This is a genomic window from Methylophilus sp. OH31, assembly GCF_000576615.1.
Lineage (GTDB): Bacteria > Pseudomonadota > Gammaproteobacteria > Burkholderiales > Methylophilaceae > Methylophilus.
The window spans coordinates 751626-770086 of the sequence record NZ_BAUS01000002.1 but is presented as its reverse complement, the minus strand read 5'-3'; the positions used below and the strand labels follow the sequence as shown (position 1 = coordinate 770086).

The following is an 18461-nucleotide window of genomic DNA, read 5'->3' as shown; positions in this document are numbered from 1 at the left end:
CATGTCTCAAGAAGGTCTCATTGTCGCTGCCTATGGCAAGCGCTATAACGTTGAATTGCCAGATGGCCGCATTCTCAGTTGCGTCACCCGCGGCAAAAAAGTCGATAACGCGGCAGGCGACAGGGTCACAGTGACCTTAACGGCTGATAAGGAAGGCGTGATCGAAAAAACCGCAGAACGCAATACCCTGCTCTATCGCAGCAATGCATTCAAAAGCAAAATCCTGGCGGCTAACGTCACGCAAATCCTGATTGTATTGGCCACCCAGCCCAGCTTCTATGAAGACCTGTTGAATCGTTGCCTGGTCGCGGCTGAGGCCGCGGGCATACGCGCGGTGATTATCCTCAACAAATGTGATTTACCTAATCCGCAAGCCATGCAAAAGCTGACGCAATATGCGGCGCTGGGTTATCACACCTTGCAACTCAATGCCAAAGAGTCTGTAGACAGCTTAAAACCTTTACTGAGCGGCCACACCAGTGTGCTGGTTGGCCAGTCTGGCATGGGCAAGTCAACCATCATTAACAGCCTGTTACCTGAGGCACGTAGTAAAACGCAGGAAATCAGTGCCACCCTCGATAGCGGTAAACATACCACCACGGCGACGCATTTGTATCATCTGGATAGTGAAAGTGCCATTATTGACTCGCCCGGATTACAGGAGTTTGGCCTCTACCATATTGATGAAGCTGACCTGGAGTATGCATTTGTCGAATTCCGGCCGTTGATTGGCCATTGTAAATTCAATAATTGTACGCACACCCATGAGCCGGAGTGCGTCATTTTACAAGCACTGGCGTCTGGCAACATCGCGCCTGAACGTTTGCAGATTTTCCAGCAAATCCGCGCTGAAAACACCGTACAAATCTACGGCTAAACGCCACACCGTCACTTTCTATCATCCTGAGCACAAATAAAAAAACACCCTGCCGAAGCAGGGTGTTTTTTCGCCACACGTATTGCTACGTGTGAGCTTACTGTCGCATTACAGTGAGAAAACGTTCAGTGCACCGCCGCCAGGCGCAGCGTTGTACTTAGTCAACTCTTTGTAACCACCAGCAGCACCCAGTGCATCGGTGTCAGTGGTCATACCCAAGTTCATCGCAACGCCAGCCCAACCACCGATACCAGACAAGATACCGACGTATTGCTTACCTTTGTTGCCATAGGTGAAGGCGTTACCAATCGCACCAGAACCAACCTGGAATTTCCACAGTTCTTTACCTGTTTGTGCGTCAACCGCTTTGAACCAGCGATCCAAGGTACCGTAGAACACGATGTTAGAAGCTGTCGTCAAGGCACCACTCCAGGCAGAGAACTTCTCTTTGTTGTACCAGACTTTTTTGTTGGTCATTGGGTCATAAGCAGCAAAACCGCCCATCACACCGTCTGGACCTGCAAACATGGTCAATGTCGCACCAACCCATGGTTGACCAGCAACGTATTTGGACTCAACTGGCTCGTATGTCATACATACGTGGTTCAGTGGAGAATACATCAAACCTGTTTTTGGAGAATAAGCAGCAGGCTGTTGGTCTTTAGTACCCAAAGCCGCTGGGCAAATGCCTTTAGCGTTGTAGTCCTGGTGCGTAGAAGCTGCAGCCAGTTTGTCAGGCACACCTGTTTTCAGGTCAACGTTATTGGCCCAGTTAACAAATGGATGTACTTTTTCAGCAGCGATCAATGAACCAGTGTTTGCGTTCCATGTGTATGCAAAACCGTTACGGTCATGGTGCCATGCGTAAGTTTTACCAGCCTTATCGAACAGGATCACTTCGTTTACGCCATCATAGTCCCACTCATCGTGTGGCGTCATTTGCATCGCCCATTTAGCGACACCAGTGTCCAGATCACGTGCAGTCACGGTCATAGACCATTTGTTGTCACCTGGACGTACGTCTGGGTTCCAAACAGATGGGTTACCTGCACCGTAGTAAACCAGGTTTGTACGTGCATCATATGGCCACCAGCCCCATACGGAACCGCCACCATGTTGCCAGCCGTCTTTGATCGCTTGTGGTTTCAACCAGGTACGTGTACCCAGCTCTTTTTCGCCACCTTTGATTTGGTCAGCAGACAGGCGTTTGAAAGAACCACCCTCTTTGTTACCACCGTTCACGTCTTGGTAAACGGACAGAGCGTTGTACAAAGGATTGTCTTTGTTGGTGTTTGCGTCATGCAATGTTTCAGCATCCGGGCCAGTTGAGTAGGCTTTCCATGCCAGAGAACCGTCTTTCAGGTTGTATGCCGCGATAAAGCAACGTACGCCGAACTCAGCACCTGAACAACCGGTCAATACTTTGTCTTTGATCACGTGTGGCGCGTTAGTGTTAGTTGCACCCACTTTTGGATCAGTGTTTTTCACTTCCCATACTTTTTTACCATCTTTGGCATCCAAAGCAACCAGCAAGCCATCGTTCTGTTGCAGGTAGATCTTACCATCACCGAAACCCAGGCCACGGGTCACGTTGTCACAGCACAGCACCGCTTGAACGCTTGGGTCTTGTTTCGGGAAATAGGACCAAACGATTTTTTGATTGTCGTTCAGATCCAAAGCATAGACGTTATTAGGGAAAGCTGTCACGATATACATCATGTTGCCCACAACCACTGGTGAACCTTCGTGACCACGGTTTACACCGGTCGCAAATGTCCAGGCCATTTTCAGGTTTTTGATGTTGCCTTTGTTGATTTGTGCCAGTGCGCTATAACCCTGGTTATTGTGCTGACCACGTGGATGTGCCCAGTTATTTGAGTCTTTCATTGCAGCTTCCTGGTCAGCAGCAGCATAAGCCATTGCTGGCAAAGCAAGCGCGACGCTGGCTGCAATACCAAAAGCAGTTTTAATTTTCATCATAGTTATATCTCCGGAAGAAAAATCCCAAAAGGATCCATCACAAATTGCAATTAAAAATTGCGCTGTGCTTAAGTTTGCCACTGGCACTAGGATTTCCAGAGCTGTAAATTATCCCGTCAGGGATAGATGTCACTTGATTAAGCGCTTGTAACTGTAATATAAATAGCCCCCCGAAACAGCCAGCCAGTTTTGGGTTTTATTCATGGGCCAGATAAGGAATTTTTCCGAAAACTTTATAGAATTGCTTTTTTTTTGTATCATTTTGCAATCGAAGGCCATGTCCTAGTGTGCCCTTCAGGTAATGGTGTCGCCCAATGTGAATGGCGGCGCCTGCTTACTTGATTATGAAGGTAGACACTGACTGTGCTGAGACCCTGGCATTACTCGCTGGTATTGGACAAAGCTTCCCCGCATTCCATCCACCAGCAACTCATAGAACATTTCCGCGCCATGATAGAAGGCGGTGCCTGGCTAGGCGGCAGCGCCCTGCCCAGCTCACGCGACATCGCGCAACGTTTGGGCATCAACCGGAAAACGGTTTCGCGGGTGTATGAAGAGCTTTCTGCACAAGGACTGATTTACACCCAGCCCAAGCGCGGTACTTTTGTCTCACAGACGCCACGTTCTGAAACACCTGGCCCACTGCGTCCGCGCGCATTGATACATACGCGACCAGAACTCGACAGTGCCTCCAGCAGTATTTATCAACTAATCCAGAAGACCACGGTGCACCATATTCGCCGGGTGGCCTTGCACATGCACAAATTACGGCCGCACGACTATGACGTGACTGGCCTATTCAATCTCAAACATATGTTGGCCAACCTGCTCGCACACGAAAGACGCTACCTGGTTTCACCTGACCATATCACCTGTGGCACCTGGCCTGTATTGCAGGCAGCACTGATGCATCACCTGAGCCTGGCAGACGGATGCCTGTTATTAGACCATCGCGCAAGCATAGAACTGGAAAGAAGCCTGGTAAAACATGGCATACAGGTACTGCGCCTGCCTGACATCGCAGACGGCCAGGCACACGGTTTTATAGAGCAAGTTGAGAAATATTGCATCAACTATCCAGTGTCCGCATTATGGTGCGACACATCGACATTGTTCGAGGCGCAGACAATAGAAGGTGCACAGGCACTGGTTGCACAAAAACTGGCCGATTATCGCTTGCTGCTGATTGATGATCAGCGTTCACATTTGCCGTTTGTGCAACAAAACCAACCACTATCCAGCAGATACGCCAAAAGCATATTGCTTGGCAGCTTGTATGGCGAGTGTTGCGACATGTTTAACTTATGCTACCTGGCCAGTAACCTTGGTTTTTCAAGCGATTTTATTAACGAACTCAATGTGCAGCAACAGCAATCATCCCTACTCAATATGCTGGCGCAAAGCGAACTGATCAAACGCGGAGAATATAAAAAGCTGCTGACGACCATTCATCGCTTTTTGCAACAAACTTAGGCTGACGGCAAAGAGATTACCGGCTCACAGCATTCAAACAACAACCAATCTGGCTGATATCAACCACCAAAAACTCAGGAAAAACTCCTATTTACACAAAAAATAGGCTTTCCAATCATTCAGTTAAATTTTGTTCGCGGCGTGGCACGCTAAATGCTAAACAGTGACTGGGAGTGAGCTATCACTAGGACCGATACCAGCAGACTGCATATCAGCTGGTATCGGGGTAGACACTCCCTCACTTGCATATTGATCTCATGCAAAAAAGGCACCGCAATTGCGGTGCCTTTTCATTGGCAACAAGCAGAGGAATCAGAGATTACTCTTGGCCGATTTGGTACACTTCGTAGCTGGTTTCCACGATTTTACCGGTGGTTGCATCTACTTCTACTTTAACTTCTTCGTTGTCAGCTTCCAGGATGTCAAATTCGTAAGAGGCTTTGCCGTCTGGCTCTAACTCATACTCAACTTCAACCACTTTACCTGGATGTGCCGCCAATGCTGTCGCTTTGGCATCTGCTTCAGAAACTTTGGCCAAAGCCTTGAATCTTTCGTCATCTGCAGTGACTTCTTCTTCTACTTCAGTGATTTTGCCAGTTTTCGCATTGCACTCGATGTCCCAGGCCTTACCATCGTTGGATTGCACGTCAAACTCGTACACCAACTGCTTGCGCTCAGACTTGGCTTCAAGCTTAACGATTTTACCGTCGTGCTTGGACAATGCGGCTTTCACGCACTTACCCAGGCTGTCGTAAGCTTTTGGTTTAATGGTTTCGTGGTCGGCGAATGCTTGACCGGATAACACACCGCATAACGCGGCTGCCAGTAATGACGCTTTCATTTGCATAATGATCTCCTTGTTTAAAGTCATGAATGAAAAACGCGAAAAACGCGCTAGGGACGCATGCTTCGTGAATTCATAACGCGAAAAGGATATCAAAAACGCAGTAAGCTTTTGAAAATATTACACCTTGTTAACAAAATGGCTACAAACAGCCATTTAACAATCAGCCAGCAGGCTGGACTACACCGCGACTGGCGCCTTGATGGCCGGATACGGGTCGTAATTTTCCAAGCTGAAATCTTCAAACTTGAAGGCGAAAAGATCTTTCACCTCAGGGTTAATGCGCACGTTTGGCAAGGCGCGCGGTGTGCGCGACAATTGCTCTTTGACCTGCTCCATATGGTTGCTGTAAATATGTGCATCGCCCAGGGTATGCACAAAATCGCCCAGTTGCAAGTTACACACCTGCGCCACCATCATGGTCAACAAGGCATAAGACGCAATATTGAATGGCACGCCCAAAAAGATGTCCGCACTGCGTTGATACAACTGGCAGCTCAACTTGCCATCAGCGACATAGAACTGGAAGAAGGCGTGGCACGGTGGCAACTTCATGCGCTCAACGTCTGCCACGTTCCAGGCTGAAACGATTAAACGGCGCGAATCAGGTGTGTTCTTAATCTGGTTAACCACTTGTGTGATCTGGTCGATGTGTGTGCCGTCCGGCTTGGGCCAGTTGCGCCATTGGTAGCCATATACCGGCCCCAGGTTGCCTTGTTCGTCTGCCCATTCATCCCAGATTTTAACGCCATGCTCTTTGAGATAGGCAATATTGGTACTACCCTGCAAAAACCATAACAACTCGTGAATAATCGACTTTAAATGGACTTTTTTCGTCGTCAGTAACGGGAAGCCTTCAGCCAGATTAAAACGCATCTGGTAACCAAAAACCGAAGTGGTGCCAGTGCCCGTACGATCCGTCTTCACATGACCATGCGCAAGTACGTGGTTCAATAAATCATGATACTGCTGCATAGACCGGCTCCCGCTAAGCGTTAAGTATTGGCGATGATAAAAGCTTTAATGGCGTCTACACTGACATCCATTACCGTTGAGGTTTGTGGCAAGTCTTCCAAGCCCGCCAGGCTGGCAGGACGCTCAGGTACTTCGCCCAAAGCCTCAACAATGGCATCTTCAAACTTGGCCGGCAACGCGGTTTCCAGTACCAGCATGGGCACATCTGTTTTGCGATGCTCCAGCGCTACTTTCAGGCCATCCGCCGTGTGGGTATCAATCGTCACGCCATACTTTTCCTTGGTCGCGCGTATGGTTTGCATGCGACTGACGTGATTGCTATGGCCAGACACAAAACCAAAACCAGCCACCTTAGCAAAATAACCTTGCGCATTTAAATCAAAATTGCCGCCAGCATCCACCGCAGACCATAACTCGCGCACTTTATCACCATCCTGGCCGACCAAATCATAGACAAAACGCTCGAAGTTAGAGGCTTTGCTAATATCCATGGACGGGCTGGAAGTATGGTAAGTATTGGCTGAGCCACGCGGTGCATAGACACCCGTATTAAAGAACTCGTCCAGCACATCATTTTCGTTGGTGGCCACCACTAACTGGTCAATTGGCAGCCCCATCATGCGCGCAATATGTCCGGCGCAGATATTGCCAAAGTTGCCGCTAGGCACGGTAAAGCTGACTTTTTGGCTGTTGCTACTGGTCACAGCCAGATAGCCTTTGAAGTAGTACACAATCTGCGCCGCAATACGGCCCCAGTTGATAGAGTTCACGGCACCGATTTTATATTGCGCCTTGAACGCGTGGTCATTGGACACGGCTTTCACCATATCCTGCGCATCATCGAACACGCCCTTCACAGCAATATTGAAAATATTGTCGTCTTGCAGGCTGAACATCTGCGCGGTCTGGAAACGGCTCATTTTCTGGTATGGCGACAACATAAAGACGCGCACGCCTTGTTTGCCACGCATGGCGTATTCAGCGGCGGAGCCAGTATCACCTGAAGTCGCGCCCAGGATATTGGTGGTCTGGCCGGTTTTAGCCAACACGTATTCAAACAGGTTACCCAGCAACTGCATGGCCATGTCTTTAAACGCCAATGTTGGGCCGTTGGACAGGCTTAACAGGTAGAGATTATCTTCCAGCTTGAGCGTTGGAGTGATGTCTTCAGCGTTTTGACCAGCACGTGCGTATTGATAGACTTCGGCACGATAGGTTTTATCAATGATCGCCTTCAGGTCTGTATGCGGAATATCACTGTTATCCACCAGGCGTGACAGGATGGCAAAGGCCAGTTCACGGTAATTCATGCCACGCATGGCGTTCAGATCAGCATCACTGAACTGCGGATATTGCTCGGGCAGGTACAAACCACCATCCGGCGCCAGGCCACCCAGCAAAATTTCACTAAATGTTAAAGCAGGCGATTGCCCACGGGTACTGATATATTTCATTACATTTAACCTATGGCATAAAACATGGCATCAAAAATGTCAGTTAGCGTGACAGTGCTTCCATGCGGATTTTCGTCACACCGGCTGCGATGGCAGACAGCGCCTCAATATTGGCAATCGCTGCATCCATGATTTTCTCTTGCGTGGTGTGCGTCAGAATCACGATATCAGCCTCTGACTCGCCCTCGGCAGGTTCTTTTTGCAGCATGGCATCAATCGAGATTTGCAAATCCGCCAGCACCTTGGTGATATCTGCCATCACGCCTGGTTTGTCAGAAGCACGCAAGCGCAGGTAGTAGGCCGAATGCACTTCGGCAATCGGCAAAATCGGTAACACTTGCTGCTGGTCTAACTGATAGCCCAAATAAGCCACACGCTGTTCAGCCTTGGTGCCTTGCAAACGCGCAATATCCACCAGGTCGGCCACCACTGCGCTGGCAGTCGGCTCAGCACCAGCACCGGCACCGTAATACAACGTTGGGCCAACCGCATCACCTTTAACCACGACAGCGTTCATGGCGCCATCCACGTTAGCAATCAGGCGCTTTTCAGGAATCAGCGTCGGATGCACGCGCAGTTCAACACCGGCTTCAGCTTTTTTGCTGATGCCCAGCAACTTCACGCGGTAACCCAACTCCTGCGCATATTGAATATCTTTAATGGTCAGCTTGGTAATACCTTCGGTATACGCATGCTCAAATTGCATCGGCATGCCAAAGGCAATGCTGGCCATGATCGTCAGCTTGTGCGCGGCATCAATGCCTTCCACGTCAAAGGTCGGGTCGGCTTCGGCATAACCCAAACGTTGCGCTTCTTTCAGCACATCGGCAAAGGCCAGGCCTTTGTCACGCATTTCAGTCAGGATAAAGTTGGTGGTACCGTTGATAATACCTGCCACCCACTCTACCTTGTTGGCGCTCAGGCCTTCACGTAGCGCTTTGATGATAGGAATACCACCTGCCACCGCTGCTTCAAAGGCGACGATCACGCCTTTATCAGCCGCGGCTTTAAAAATCTCGTTGCCGTGCACGGCTAGCAAGGCCTTGTTGGCGGTCACCACGTGCTTGCCATTGGCAATCGCGGTCAACACCAGCTCTTTAGCCACGGTGTAGCCGCCGATCAACTCGACAACGACATCGATTTCCGGGTTATTCACCACCGCGAAGGCATCGTCAGTCACGGCCACCTGGCCGCCAGTCACTTGCTTTGCCAGCTCAATATTGCGGTCAGCTACTTGCACAATACGGATATTGCCACCAAGACGGCGTGCGATATCTGCCTGGTTACGCGTGATCACGGTATACGTACCGCCACCCACTGTGCCTATGCCCAACAACCCTACTTTTAATTCTTTCATACTCATACTCACCATTAATGGCTTGCGCGCACGCTTACCTTATTTTGAATGTTTCTTTATTTTGCATGCTTCTTGCGATAGCTATCCAGATAGCGGCCTATGCGCGTCATGGCTTCAGTCAAGTCGTCTACATTGGGTAAGAAAACCACCCTGAAATGATCAGGTGTTTTCCAGTTAAAACCGGTACCCTGCACCAGCAATACTTTCTCTTCCAACAACAGATCGAGAATAAACTGTTGATCGTCCTCAATCGGATACATCTCTGGATCGAGCTTGGGGAACAGGTACATGGCCGCCGCCGGTTTGACACAGGTCACACCCGGCATGGCGGTCAACATGTCATAGGCCAAATCACGCTGCTTACACAAGCGGCCGCTAGGTGCCACCAGGTCGTTAATACTCTGGTAACCACCAAGCGCAGTTTGAATGGCTAACTGCCCGGGCACATTGGCACACAAACGCATGGAGGCCAACATGTTTAAGCCTTCGATATAATCTTTGGCATCTTTTTTATCGCCGGAGATAATCATCCAGCCTGAGCGGTAGCCACAGGCGCGATAGTTTTTAGACAAACCGTTAAAGGTCACAAACAGCACATCATCGGCCAGTGAGGCGATAGAAGTATGTGTGTTGCCGTCGTACAGCACCTTGTCGTAAATTTCGTCAGCAAAAATCACCAGACCATGATGACGCGCGATCTCGATAATGCCTTCCAGTGTTTCCTTGGGGTATAAGGCACCGGTCGGGTTATTCGGATTGATAATCACGATGCCCTTGGTGTTGGCCGTGATCTTGTTTTCAATATCAGCCAAGTCAGGCAACCAGCCGGATTGCTCATCACAGACATAATGCCGCGCCGTGCCGCCCGCCAGGTTCACCGCTGCCGTCCACAAAGGGTAATCCGGCATAGGCACCAAAATCTGGTCACCATTATTGAGCAGGCCCTGCATGGCCATCACAATCAGTTCGGATACGCCGTTACCGATGATGATGTCGTCTATGGTCACGCCCGCAATATTTTTTTGCTGGGTGTAATGCATGATGGCTTTGCGCGCCGCGAACAACCCTTTGGAATCCGTATAGCCTGAGGCGTGATCCATATTGTGGATCACGTCCTGAACGATTTCTTCCGGCGCATTAAAGCCGAATGGCATCGGGTTACCGATGTTCAGCTTGATAATGCGCTGTCCGTCTTCTTCCATCTGGCGCGCGCGTTGCAATACCGGGCCGCGGATGTCGTAACAGACATTACTGAGTTTGCTGGATTTATTGACTGGCTTCATCGCTGGTTAACAAACACATCTGGCGTGTGTTAAGCTCTTAAAGTAAAACTTTCATTCTACCTGCAAACCCTTGCTACATCAATGAACCTTAGACCTTTGCCAAGCTCTGAATCGGTAGATTTAAACGGAATTTTCATCATGGGCAATTTGCAGGCGCGTCACGATTACAGCTTATGAAACTACACCTACATACCAGCGAACAGCAATATCAAATTAATGGCGTCGATAGCGACGCGGTGATCATTAATCGCCAGCGCTATACGCAACCGGTGATTGTCAGCGAACAGGCCTTAAGTACAGACTGGTTTCAGGGGGCATGGCAAACACTGGATGCAGCGCAATTAGCTGCGATACTGGATTTTAGTCCGGAAGTGGTATTGCTTGGTACGGGCGATAAACAGCGTTTTATTCATCCCCGGCATACGCAAGCGTTTCTGTCAGCAAACATCGCCGTGGAATGCATGACCACGGCTGCGGCCTGCCGCACCTTCAATATCCTGACCGCAGAAGGCCGCAAAGTGGTTGCGGCCCTGCTGCTGGAATCCCACCTGGCAGAATCCGTATAAACGCCTGACTACTGCGGCTTGAGCGTCACCTGTAAACCATCAGGCGTCACTTGCAAATCAGTTGGCTGATATTGGCGCCCCGCGTAGCTTAAATCCTCGGGCTTGACTTCATATAACACCAACTGGTTCAGCCATTTGCCACTCAGACTTTGCGCCAATTGCTGCACCAGGCCATTCCACTCGCTATTGGCGCCATCCAGCTTGAAGGAATCCACGGCAGGCTGGTCAAGCACAACCGCATTGCGTGCCTGGTCAAACTTGACCAAACCCGACACACCCAGTTTGCCGGTGGTGGCACTGGATAACAAATCACTTTGCACACTGGCATCCATCAAGGTATGAATTCTGCCCGATGCAGGATCCAGTGAAACCAGCGCGTTAGACAATTGGACATGAAACACCTTCATCACGGTAAGTGGCTTTGCCAGCTTGTGATTGAGTTTTTGCTGTAACTGGGCGGTATTCATTTTCACTGTACGATCGCCCATACTCACACAGTGAGTAAGCAATAACCCTAGCAAAACTACCGTACAGAAGCCTTTTAAAAGACGCATTTGTAAGCCTTATTTAACACTTGCAACATTCGACAAAAATTGACAATCATGCAGACTGCATACGATAAGATCGCGTGCAATGAAAAAAATTTCACGCATCCAATCTGGTTTTACGCTGATCGAAATGATCGTCGTCATGCTGATTCTATCAGCGCTAGCGGTGACTGCCTATGCACGCATCTCGCAGATTGATACACAAGCCAGGCTGGCAGCCTTGCAATCGTTCAAAGCCACTGTGCTGTCGGTCGCGACGATGGCCAAGGGTGTATGCATGTCAGACCCGCAATGTGACGGCAATCAGACTACACCGTCGGCCGTCATCGAAGGCAATACGATCTATTTTAGTCACGGCTACCCGGTCGGCTGGCTGGGCAATGAAGATGGCGCTGGCAGCTTGTCTCAACTGGTGGATGCTGGCAAATTCTCGGTGCAAGCAGCGCTGTCTGATACCAATCGCGCCACCTACATCCTGCAAGGCGCCAGGGATAGCGACCACTGCAAACTGGAATACATTATTTCCACAGGGTCAGCCAACACGGCCGGTCTAAGTGTCTCCATAGACAGCACTGGCTGTTAACGAACCAAGCCTACAAAAAGAAAGGCAGCGTGTTTTATCAACACACTGCCTGTTCAATGCTTGTTGAGACTTTACAGATTTTTGGTCGATAAAGTCAGTGTGGCATTGGTGCCGCCAAAACCAAAACTGTTGGACAATGCAGTTTGAATCCGCGCAGAAGCAATCGGGCTACGCACGATATTCAAGCCTTCTGCTGCCGGATCCAGCGTTTCAATATTGGCAGATGCCGCAATAAAACCGTGTTGCATCATGAGCAAGGTATAAATGGCCTCATTCACGCCAGCTGCGCCCAAAGCGTGGCCGGATAAGGATTTTGTTGAGGCAATCGCTGTCTTGCTGTTATCACCAAACACCGCACGAATCGCTTCCAGCTCCTTGGTGTCGCCCACCGGCGTGCTGGTGCCATGCGTATTGATGTAATCAATCTCTTCAGGATTAATGCCCTGCAATGCCTGTTGCATGCAGCGCACAGCGCCTTCACCACTTGGTGCGACCATATCGTAACCGTCTGAGGTTGCACCATAGCCAATCACTTCGGCATAGATCTGTGCGCCACGTGCTTTGGCGTGCTCATACTCTTCCAGTATGACAATACCGCCGCCGCCAGAAATCACAAAACCATCACGATCGGCATCGTAGGTACGCGACGCTTTTTCAGGCGTTTCGTTATATTTGCTCGACAATGCACCCATGGCATCAAACAGATAGCTCATGGTCCAGTGTTCTTCTTCACCACCGCCAGCAAACACGATATCCTGCTTACCCAGCTGAATTTGCTCAACACCCGCGCCAATACAGTGCGCACTGGTTGAACAGGCAGAACTGATGCCGTAATTCACACCCTTGATTTTAGCGCCCGTCGCCAGGCAAGCGGCAATTCCGCTGCTCATGGTTTTAGTCACCATATAAGGGCCAACACGACGAATGCCTTTTTCTGCCAGTGTATTGGTGCCGTCCAGCATACTTTCAGTAGACGTACCACCTGCACCGACGATCAGGCCGGTACGCACATTTGAAACCAGCTCTTCCGGCAGGTTTGCATCAACAATCGCTTCCTGCATCGCCAGCCAGGCGTAAGCATGACCCTTGGCCATAAAACGCAACAGCTTGCGATCAATCAAGGCTTCAACATCCAGATTTTTGATCGAGCCTGCCACATGCGAACGCAAACCGCGCTCGGCATATTCAGGTTGATAAGTAATACCGGAACGGCCTGCTTTGAGGCTATCCAGTACTTCCTGTTTGTTATTACCAAGACTTGATACGATACCAAATCCTGTAATCACTACGCGACGCATTGCGCCTCCCATTCACTTCAAAAACTGTAAAGACGACTAGAAATTGTCCGTGCTGGTAAATAAACCGACACGCAAATCACTGGCATTATAAATCTCACGGCCATCCACTTCCATACGTGCATCGGCAATTCCCATCACCAGCTTGCGCATGATCACACGTTTTAAATCAATGTGGTAGCGCACCAGCTTGGCTGATGGCAATACCTGGCCGGTAAACTTCACTTCACCAGAACCCAGGGCACGGCCGCGGCCAGGACCACCTTTCCAGCCCAGGAAGAAGCCAACCAGTTGCCACATGGCATCCAGGCCCAAACAGCCAGGCATCACCGGGTCACCGGTAAAATGGCATTCAAAAAACCACAAATCAGGACGAATATCGAGCTCTGCAATAATTTCGCCCTGGCCGTATTTCCCACCCTCGTCAGAAATCTTTACGATACGGTCAAACATCAGCATTGGTGGTAATGGCAATTGTGCGTTACCTTCGCCGAACATTTCGCCGCGGCCGCACGCCAACAAATCCTCTTTGCTGAAACTACTTTTTCTAGTCATGTATTTTTAGATTTTTAGTATAAAACAATATTTTCGCCGGAAATTGCGTTTAGTGAAAGCTTTTTGTCATCCAATAACTATACCGACCTGTATACTTTTTAGAAGAATATAGGTAGTATTCACTAAATTGTTACTGAATTTTACAACTTGATAATGACCAGCCTATCAGGCTTTCAAGGATAATTTCGCATCATCAAGCCGTTTTCAATTACAAATTAGTTACAATTCAGCGCAATCTATACATTCAACCTTATCAGGAAATCAGGCATGCAAGATCAACAACTAAACGATTGGCGTACCCATGCGCTCACATTAGAGTCGGAAGTTAACAAAGTCGTCGTCGGTCAGGAAAATCCAGTACGCCTGATCACCACTGCCGTGTTTGCACGCGGCCATGTGTTACTTGAAGGCGATGTCGGCGTGGGTAAAACCACTTTGCTGCGCGCCTTTACGCGCGGCATTGGCGGCGGTTACCAGCGGATTGAAGGTACGATTGATCTGATGCCGAATGACCTGGTGTATCACACCTACCTCGGTGAAGATGGCAAACCGCACGTGAGCCCGGGCCCGTTGCTGATGTCTGGCCAGGATTTATCGATTTTCTTTTTTAACGAAATCAACCGTGCTCGCCCGCAGGTGCACTCGCTGATGCTGCGCGTGATGGCAGAGCGCACGTTGACTGCCTTTAATAAAGAGCACTACTTCCCGCACATGCTGGTATTTGCTGACCGTAACCAGGTGGAGCGTGAAGAAACCTTTGATATCCCGTCTGCAGCGCGTGACCGTTTCATGATGGAAATTCCGATTGTGGTGCCGCCTGCGCATGACATTATGGAATCATTGATTTTTGATACGCGCTTTCATGATGTGGATCAGTTGATTTCCAACGTGCCCGCCGATGTCCTCAAATTTGACCAGTTGAACAGTTTTGCCAAGGTCATCCAGGAAAATATCCAGGCCAGCCCTGCCCTGCGTAAATATGCGCTGGACTTGTGGCTGGCGACTAAAGACCCGGTGGCTTACGGCGTCAAAGTATCCAATGTCGATATGAAACGCCTGGTACTAAGTGGCGCCAGCCCGCGCGGCATGGGTATGTTGCTGCGCGCAGCCCGCGTCAACGCCTGGCTCAATAATCGCCAGGCCGTGGTGCCAGAAGACATTCACGCCGTGTTCCACGAAACAATCGCACACCGCCTGGTATTTAGCCCGGTCTACGAAATGCGTCGTACCGAAATCGCACGCGAATTGCTGACTGGCATTACCAATGCCGTCGCAGCGCCTTAAGTTTTTGTTGCTGGAACGTTATGGAAACCATTAAGGAATTCAGCTACCACATTGGCTGGCGTTCCCGCTCGCGTCGTCCAGGCCGCCATAAAAGCAATCAGCGCGGCATGGGCATGGAGTTTCGTGGTCACACCACGTTGCTGTCATACCCTGACCCGCGCCGGATCGATATTCGCCAGACCATCCGGGACCCGATGGAACAGGTCTATGTGCGTATTTTCAACCAGAAAAGTGCCACGCCGGTGTTTGTGATGTGCGATATGTCAGGCTCCATGCAATATGGTACACCGCACACAAAGCTGGTCACCGCCGCCCATATTACGCGTTCGGTGGCACAATCCGCCAGCCGTAATACTGATCCGGTTGGATTTATCGGCTTTGATGATGATGTACATGACGAATGGCTGAGCACGCTCTCACTGCGTCCTCATACCATGTTCGACCTGGCGGACCGTCTGGAAAACCACCTGCCGAATGAAGTCGGTGCCGGTGCCTTGCTGGAAAGCGTGCGCCTGCTGCCACGCGAACGAGCATTGATCTTCCTGGTATCTGACTTTCATATGCCACTGGAGCAATTGGAAGAGGCGCTATTGCTGATGCTGCGCCATCATATTGTGCCTGTCATTCTGTGGAACAGCACTGAATACAAACAGTTGCCAGAATTTGGTATTACCAGCATCAACGACCCGGAAACCGGCGAACGACGCACCTTATTTCTGCGCGCCTCCTATCGTGAACGCATCCTGGAAGCATTTGCTGCGAGACGCCGGGCGATTGAAGATATTTTTATGAGATTTGATATGCAGCCATTTTTTGTGGAAGACACGTTTGATGCAGACCTGCTCACCGATTACTTCCACCAATATGTGCCTGCCTAAGGAAAGCGACCGATGAAAGCGCGCAACCATTTATTGTCATTATTTCTCGCATCGACCTTGTTCTGCATTGCCTTGAGCAGCGCAGCCGATGTAGTTCTGCCTTCGGTAGACAGCAAGTTTGTCAGCGTCAAGGAAATCAATCCCAGCCGTGATGCCGGTTATGTGGTGGGCGACAAACTGCAACGCACCATGATACTCAGCGTGAAACAACCTTATGCGTTGATTAAGGAATCGTTGCCGATTGTCGGTTACGAACACAGATACCGCGGCCAGGTATCGGGCATTGAGTTAACCGCGATTGACGTCAAAGAGCAGCATGAAAGCAAGCAATCCGTGTATACCATTCACCTTGAATACCAGGTGTTTAAAAGCGGCCGCGTCGCCAAACCCGCCATTTTAAGAGGCGAGATTGTCAAACTGCGTCAGCAAGGCAGCAAAGACATCAAACAATTCCGCATGCCGTCGTTTAACTTCCGCACCTCACCGCTTTCGGTGTATGGCGAAGTGAACCTCAAAAATGAAATGAGCCCCTATGTCGCACCGCTCAAACTGCACGCAGACAAAGAGCAATTAGCCCTGAAAATCGCCGCAGGCGTGTTGGCGGCCAGCCTATTGGCTTTGCTATATATATTGGGTGCACGCACCTGGTTGCCCTATATGGGAGGTGCTTTTGCCAAGGCTTACCGCAAAATCGGCAAGCTGCCTGAAGATGCACAAGGTTTACAGCAGGCCATTTCAACTGTGCATGAAGCCTTGCATCAAGTGGCAGGCCATAGCGTGTTTGGTAATGGCGTTGAGCGACTGCTGCAAGAAAAACCTGCTTTCGCCGTCGCTAAACCAGAGATCGAACGCTTTTTTGCTTTGTCGCGCCAGGTGTTTTTCGATGCCAAAACGCCGCTGGACTTAGGCATGCCGCCCAAACAATGGCTGAAAAAATTCTGTCGCCACATGCGTGACTGCGAGCGCGGCTTACGCCCAGAGGTGCAAACATAATGGCATTCACACATCCTTGGCTGTTATGGGCGCTGCCATTGGCGTTGTTGCCGCTATTGCTGGAGCGTGCACACAGCAAGCATTATTCATGGATAGGTTTGCTACCACCGGATCCGCTGTCCAGCATGATCGGTTTTTTGCTCAAAGTGCTTGCCGTGCTCAGCATCGTCTTTATCATTTTGGGCCTGGCCGGACCGCATAGCCTGGAACAGCAAATCGAGCGTACCGGCATCGGTGCGCAGATCGGCCTGGTACTGGACCGCAGCGCCAGTATGGACGACCCGTTTGCGGGCGACAAAGATGGCCATGTCGGCGAAACCAAGTCTGTGGCCGCGGCGCGTATCATGACCCAGTTTTTACAACACCGTAACAACGACATGATGGGGCTGATTACATTCAGCAACTCAGCCATGTACGTGTTGCCATTGACCGAAAACAAAGAGGCCATGCTATCGGCCATTCAGGCCACGGCGGGCAACTCCCTGTTTCAAACCAATATTGGTGGCGGCCTAACCAGCGCGGTTGAATTATTTAAAGATGTGCCGGACTCCGGTTCACGCGTCATCATCCTGATTTCGGATGGTGCTGGCCGTGTCAGCGATATGGTGCAGCAAAAACTGCGTGATTGGCTACAACGCTACAACATCGGCCTGTACTGGATTGTGTTGCGCCAGCCTGGCGGCGTCACCATCTTTGACCCCAAATACGCCGAAAGCAGCTACGCCGGCCCTATGCCGAGTGAAGTGTTGCTGTATCAGTTCTTTCAAACCTTGCGCACCCCGTTTAGTGCTTATGAAGCGGCGGATCCAAAATCACTCGAAGCGGCGATTGCCGACATTAACAGCAAAGAAAAAAAACCGATTCAATACCTGGAAAAGATCCCTGGCCATGATTACACCAATGTGTGTTACTGGATTGCATTTGTCATGATTGCCTTCCTGCTGGCTGTTAAATATCTGGAGATACACACATGGCGCTCAGCGTAAATAAACTGGTAACCGGTCTGCTGGTCGTGGCAGTCGCATCTCTCGCCACTATGGCTTATAGCTGGCAACGCATACAGCAGGTAGAAGCCTTTAATGAAGCAGTGACATCCGCCAAAAGCCCACAAACCGACCAACAAAGTTTTGAGGCAAAATTTGCCGTCGCCTATTGGCTGGGCAAAAACGAGCGCTACAAAGAGTCTACCTTGCTGTTTACCAAGCTGATAGACCAGGCCAATGCCAGCCAGCGCGCGGCCATTTTGCACAATGTAGGCAATATGTTCTTTTTGCGCGCAATCCAGCTGACGGGCGGTAACGACAACAGCACGCGTGACGAACTCGAATACCTGCTGTCGCAAGCGGCTACCTCTTACAAAACGGCCCTCAAGGCAGATAACAGCAATTGGGGGACGCGCCGTAACTTTGATCGCGTACTGGGCCTGCTACCTGAAAAACCAACACCGGGCGTCGGCGAATCAGACAACCCGGGGCTGATCATGGGCAATATCCCTAACGGCTTGCCATAACAAGTT

Annotated in this window: 18 protein-coding genes; 9 read left to right on the top strand and 9 right to left on the bottom strand. The window is 50.2% G+C overall.

Features of this window, described 5'->3' with window-relative positions; translation table 11 throughout:
• The first annotated feature begins 1 nt into the window (after nt 1).
• On the top strand, nt 2-877 hold the full coding sequence (rsgA, locus tag OH31_RS05490; RefSeq protein ID WP_024929942.1) for a ribosome small subunit-dependent GTPase A: 876 nt from the start codon (nt 2-4) through the stop codon (nt 875-877).
• Between the two features lie 108 nt (nt 878-985).
• Here rsgA and OH31_RS05485 read toward each other — a convergent pair whose 3' ends face one another.
• Nucleotides 986-2857 (bottom strand): PQQ-binding-like beta-propeller repeat protein, encoded by a 1872-nt coding sequence (locus OH31_RS05485; protein WP_036298673.1) that lies wholly within the window; start codon nt 2855-2857, stop codon nt 986-988.
• A 363-nt stretch (nt 2858-3220) separates the two neighbouring features.
• Here OH31_RS05485 and OH31_RS05480 point away from each other — a divergent pair, with 363 nt between their 5' ends.
• Complete coding sequence (locus tag OH31_RS05480) at nt 3221-4330, top strand: GntR family transcriptional regulator (protein ID WP_242402207.1); 1110 nt, start codon at nt 3221-3223, stop codon at nt 4328-4330.
• A 319-nt stretch (nt 4331-4649) separates the two neighbouring features.
• Here the strand turns inward: OH31_RS05480 and OH31_RS05475 are convergent, their stop codons facing one another.
• The 5 genes from OH31_RS05475 to OH31_RS05455 form a co-directional block, all read right to left on the bottom strand.
• A complete protein-coding gene (locus OH31_RS05475; RefSeq protein WP_024929939.1) occupies nt 4650-5177 on the bottom strand; it encodes a PepSY domain-containing protein in 528 nt (175 codons plus the stop codon).
• A gap of 177 nt (nt 5178-5354) precedes the next feature.
• On the bottom strand, nt 5355-6149 hold the full coding sequence (locus OH31_RS05470; protein ID WP_024929938.1) for a thymidylate synthase: 795 nt from the start codon (nt 6147-6149) through the stop codon (nt 5355-5357).
• 20 nt (nt 6150-6169) lie between these two features.
• Nucleotides 6170-7603, bottom strand: a complete 1434-nt coding sequence (gene thrC / locus OH31_RS05465; protein ID WP_024929937.1) for a threonine synthase — start codon at nt 7601-7603, stop codon at nt 6170-6172.
• 43 nt (nt 7604-7646) lie between these two features.
• On the bottom strand, nt 7647-8960 hold the full coding sequence (locus tag OH31_RS05460; RefSeq protein ID WP_024929936.1) for a homoserine dehydrogenase: 1314 nt from the start codon (nt 8958-8960) through the stop codon (nt 7647-7649).
• A 56-nt stretch (nt 8961-9016) separates the two neighbouring features.
• The gene (locus OH31_RS05455) at nt 9017-10243 is read right to left on the bottom strand and encodes a pyridoxal phosphate-dependent aminotransferase (RefSeq protein WP_024929935.1); all 1227 of its coding nucleotides are present in this window, start codon (nt 10241-10243) and stop codon (nt 9017-9019) included.
• Between the two features lie 173 nt (nt 10244-10416).
• Between OH31_RS05455 and OH31_RS05450 the strand changes: the two genes are divergently transcribed.
• Nucleotides 10417-10809: an Mth938-like domain-containing protein gene (locus OH31_RS05450; RefSeq protein WP_024929934.1), complete on the top strand. Its 393-nt coding sequence runs from the start codon at nt 10417-10419 to the stop codon at nt 10807-10809.
• 8 nt (nt 10810-10817) lie between these two features.
• Here the strand turns inward: OH31_RS05450 and OH31_RS05445 are convergent, their stop codons facing one another.
• Nucleotides 10818-11363, bottom strand: coding sequence for a DUF1439 domain-containing protein (locus OH31_RS05445; RefSeq protein WP_242402206.1), 546 nt, complete (start codon nt 11361-11363; stop codon nt 10818-10820).
• Between the two features lie 79 nt (nt 11364-11442).
• On the opposite strand from OH31_RS05445, the gene OH31_RS05440 reads away from it, so the two are divergent.
• The gene (locus OH31_RS05440; RefSeq protein WP_024929932.1) at nt 11443-11940 is read left to right on the top strand and encodes a type II secretion system protein; all 498 of its coding nucleotides are present in this window, start codon (nt 11443-11445) and stop codon (nt 11938-11940) included.
• Nucleotides 11941-12011: 71 nt separating this feature from the next.
• Here the strand turns inward: OH31_RS05440 and fabB are convergent, their stop codons facing one another.
• Entirely contained in the window at nt 12012-13238 is a 1227-nt protein-coding gene (gene fabB / locus OH31_RS05435; RefSeq protein ID WP_024929931.1) for a beta-ketoacyl-ACP synthase I, read from the bottom strand.
• A 36-nt stretch (nt 13239-13274) separates the two neighbouring features.
• Nucleotides 13275-13790: a 3-hydroxyacyl-[acyl-carrier-protein] dehydratase FabA gene (gene fabA / locus OH31_RS05430; protein WP_024929930.1), complete on the bottom strand. Its 516-nt coding sequence runs from the start codon at nt 13788-13790 to the stop codon at nt 13275-13277.
• Nucleotides 13791-14057: 267 nt separating this feature from the next.
• On the opposite strand from fabA, the gene OH31_RS05425 reads away from it, so the two are divergent.
• The 5 genes from OH31_RS05425 to OH31_RS05405 are packed head-to-tail and all read left to right on the top strand — an operon-like array spanning nt 14058 to nt 18455.
• Nucleotides 14058-15074 (top strand): MoxR family ATPase, encoded by a 1017-nt coding sequence (locus OH31_RS05425; RefSeq protein WP_019882057.1) that lies wholly within the window; start codon nt 14058-14060, stop codon nt 15072-15074.
• A 20-nt stretch (nt 15075-15094) separates the two neighbouring features.
• The gene (locus tag OH31_RS05420) at nt 15095-15952 is read left to right on the top strand and encodes a DUF58 domain-containing protein (protein ID WP_019882056.1); all 858 of its coding nucleotides are present in this window, start codon (nt 15095-15097) and stop codon (nt 15950-15952) included.
• 12 nt (nt 15953-15964) lie between these two features.
• Entirely contained in the window at nt 15965-16945 is a 981-nt protein-coding gene (locus OH31_RS05415; protein WP_024929929.1) for a hypothetical protein, read from the top strand.
• Nucleotides 16945-17931, top strand: coding sequence for a VWA domain-containing protein (locus tag OH31_RS05410; protein ID WP_019882053.1), 987 nt, complete (start codon nt 16945-16947; stop codon nt 17929-17931). Before OH31_RS05415 ends, OH31_RS05410 begins: the two co-directional genes overlap by 1 nt.
• A complete protein-coding gene (locus OH31_RS05405; RefSeq protein ID WP_024929928.1) occupies nt 17916-18455 on the top strand; it encodes a hypothetical protein in 540 nt (179 codons plus the stop codon). The genes OH31_RS05410 and OH31_RS05405 overlap by 16 nt, the downstream gene beginning before the upstream one ends.
• Nucleotides 18456-18461 lie beyond the last annotated feature (6 nt).

Coding starts and splice junctions, on each gene's coding strand:
- rsgA (WP_024929942.1), top strand. CDS start 2: ATGTCTCAAGAAGGTCTCATTGTCGCTGCCTATGGCAAGCGCTATAAC.
- OH31_RS05485 (WP_036298673.1), bottom strand. CDS start 2,857: ATGATGAAAATTAAAACTGCTTTTGGTATTGCAGCCAGCGTCGCGCTT.
- OH31_RS05475 (WP_024929939.1), bottom strand. CDS start 5,177: ATGCAAATGAAAGCGTCATTACTGGCAGCCGCGTTATGCGGTGTGTTA.
- OH31_RS05470 (WP_024929938.1), bottom strand. CDS start 6,149: ATGCAGCAGTATCATGATTTATTGAACCACGTACTTGCGCATGGTCAT.
- thrC (WP_024929937.1), bottom strand. CDS start 7,603: ATGAAATATATCAGTACCCGTGGGCAATCGCCTGCTTTAACATTTAGT.
- OH31_RS05460 (WP_024929936.1), bottom strand. CDS start 8,960: ATGAAAGAATTAAAAGTAGGGTTGTTGGGCATAGGCACAGTGGGTGGC.
- OH31_RS05455 (WP_024929935.1), bottom strand. CDS start 10,243: ATGAAGCCAGTCAATAAATCCAGCAAACTCAGTAATGTCTGTTACGAC.
- OH31_RS05450 (WP_024929934.1), top strand. CDS start 10,417: ATGAAACTACACCTACATACCAGCGAACAGCAATATCAAATTAATGGC.
- OH31_RS05445 (WP_242402206.1), bottom strand. CDS start 11,363: ATGCGTCTTTTAAAAGGCTTCTGTACGGTAGTTTTGCTAGGGTTATTG.
- OH31_RS05440 (WP_024929932.1), top strand. CDS start 11,443: ATGAAAAAAATTTCACGCATCCAATCTGGTTTTACGCTGATCGAAATG.
- fabB (WP_024929931.1), bottom strand. CDS start 13,238: ATGCGTCGCGTAGTGATTACAGGATTTGGTATCGTATCAAGTCTTGGT.
- fabA (WP_024929930.1), bottom strand. CDS start 13,790: ATGACTAGAAAAAGTAGTTTCAGCAAAGAGGATTTGTTGGCGTGCGGC.
- OH31_RS05425 (WP_019882057.1), top strand. CDS start 14,058: ATGCAAGATCAACAACTAAACGATTGGCGTACCCATGCGCTCACATTA.
- OH31_RS05420 (WP_019882056.1), top strand. CDS start 15,095: ATGGAAACCATTAAGGAATTCAGCTACCACATTGGCTGGCGTTCCCGC.
- OH31_RS05415 (WP_024929929.1), top strand. CDS start 15,965: ATGAAAGCGCGCAACCATTTATTGTCATTATTTCTCGCATCGACCTTG.
- OH31_RS05410 (WP_019882053.1), top strand. CDS start 16,945: ATGGCATTCACACATCCTTGGCTGTTATGGGCGCTGCCATTGGCGTTG.
- OH31_RS05405 (WP_024929928.1), top strand. CDS start 17,916: ATGGCGCTCAGCGTAAATAAACTGGTAACCGGTCTGCTGGTCGTGGCA.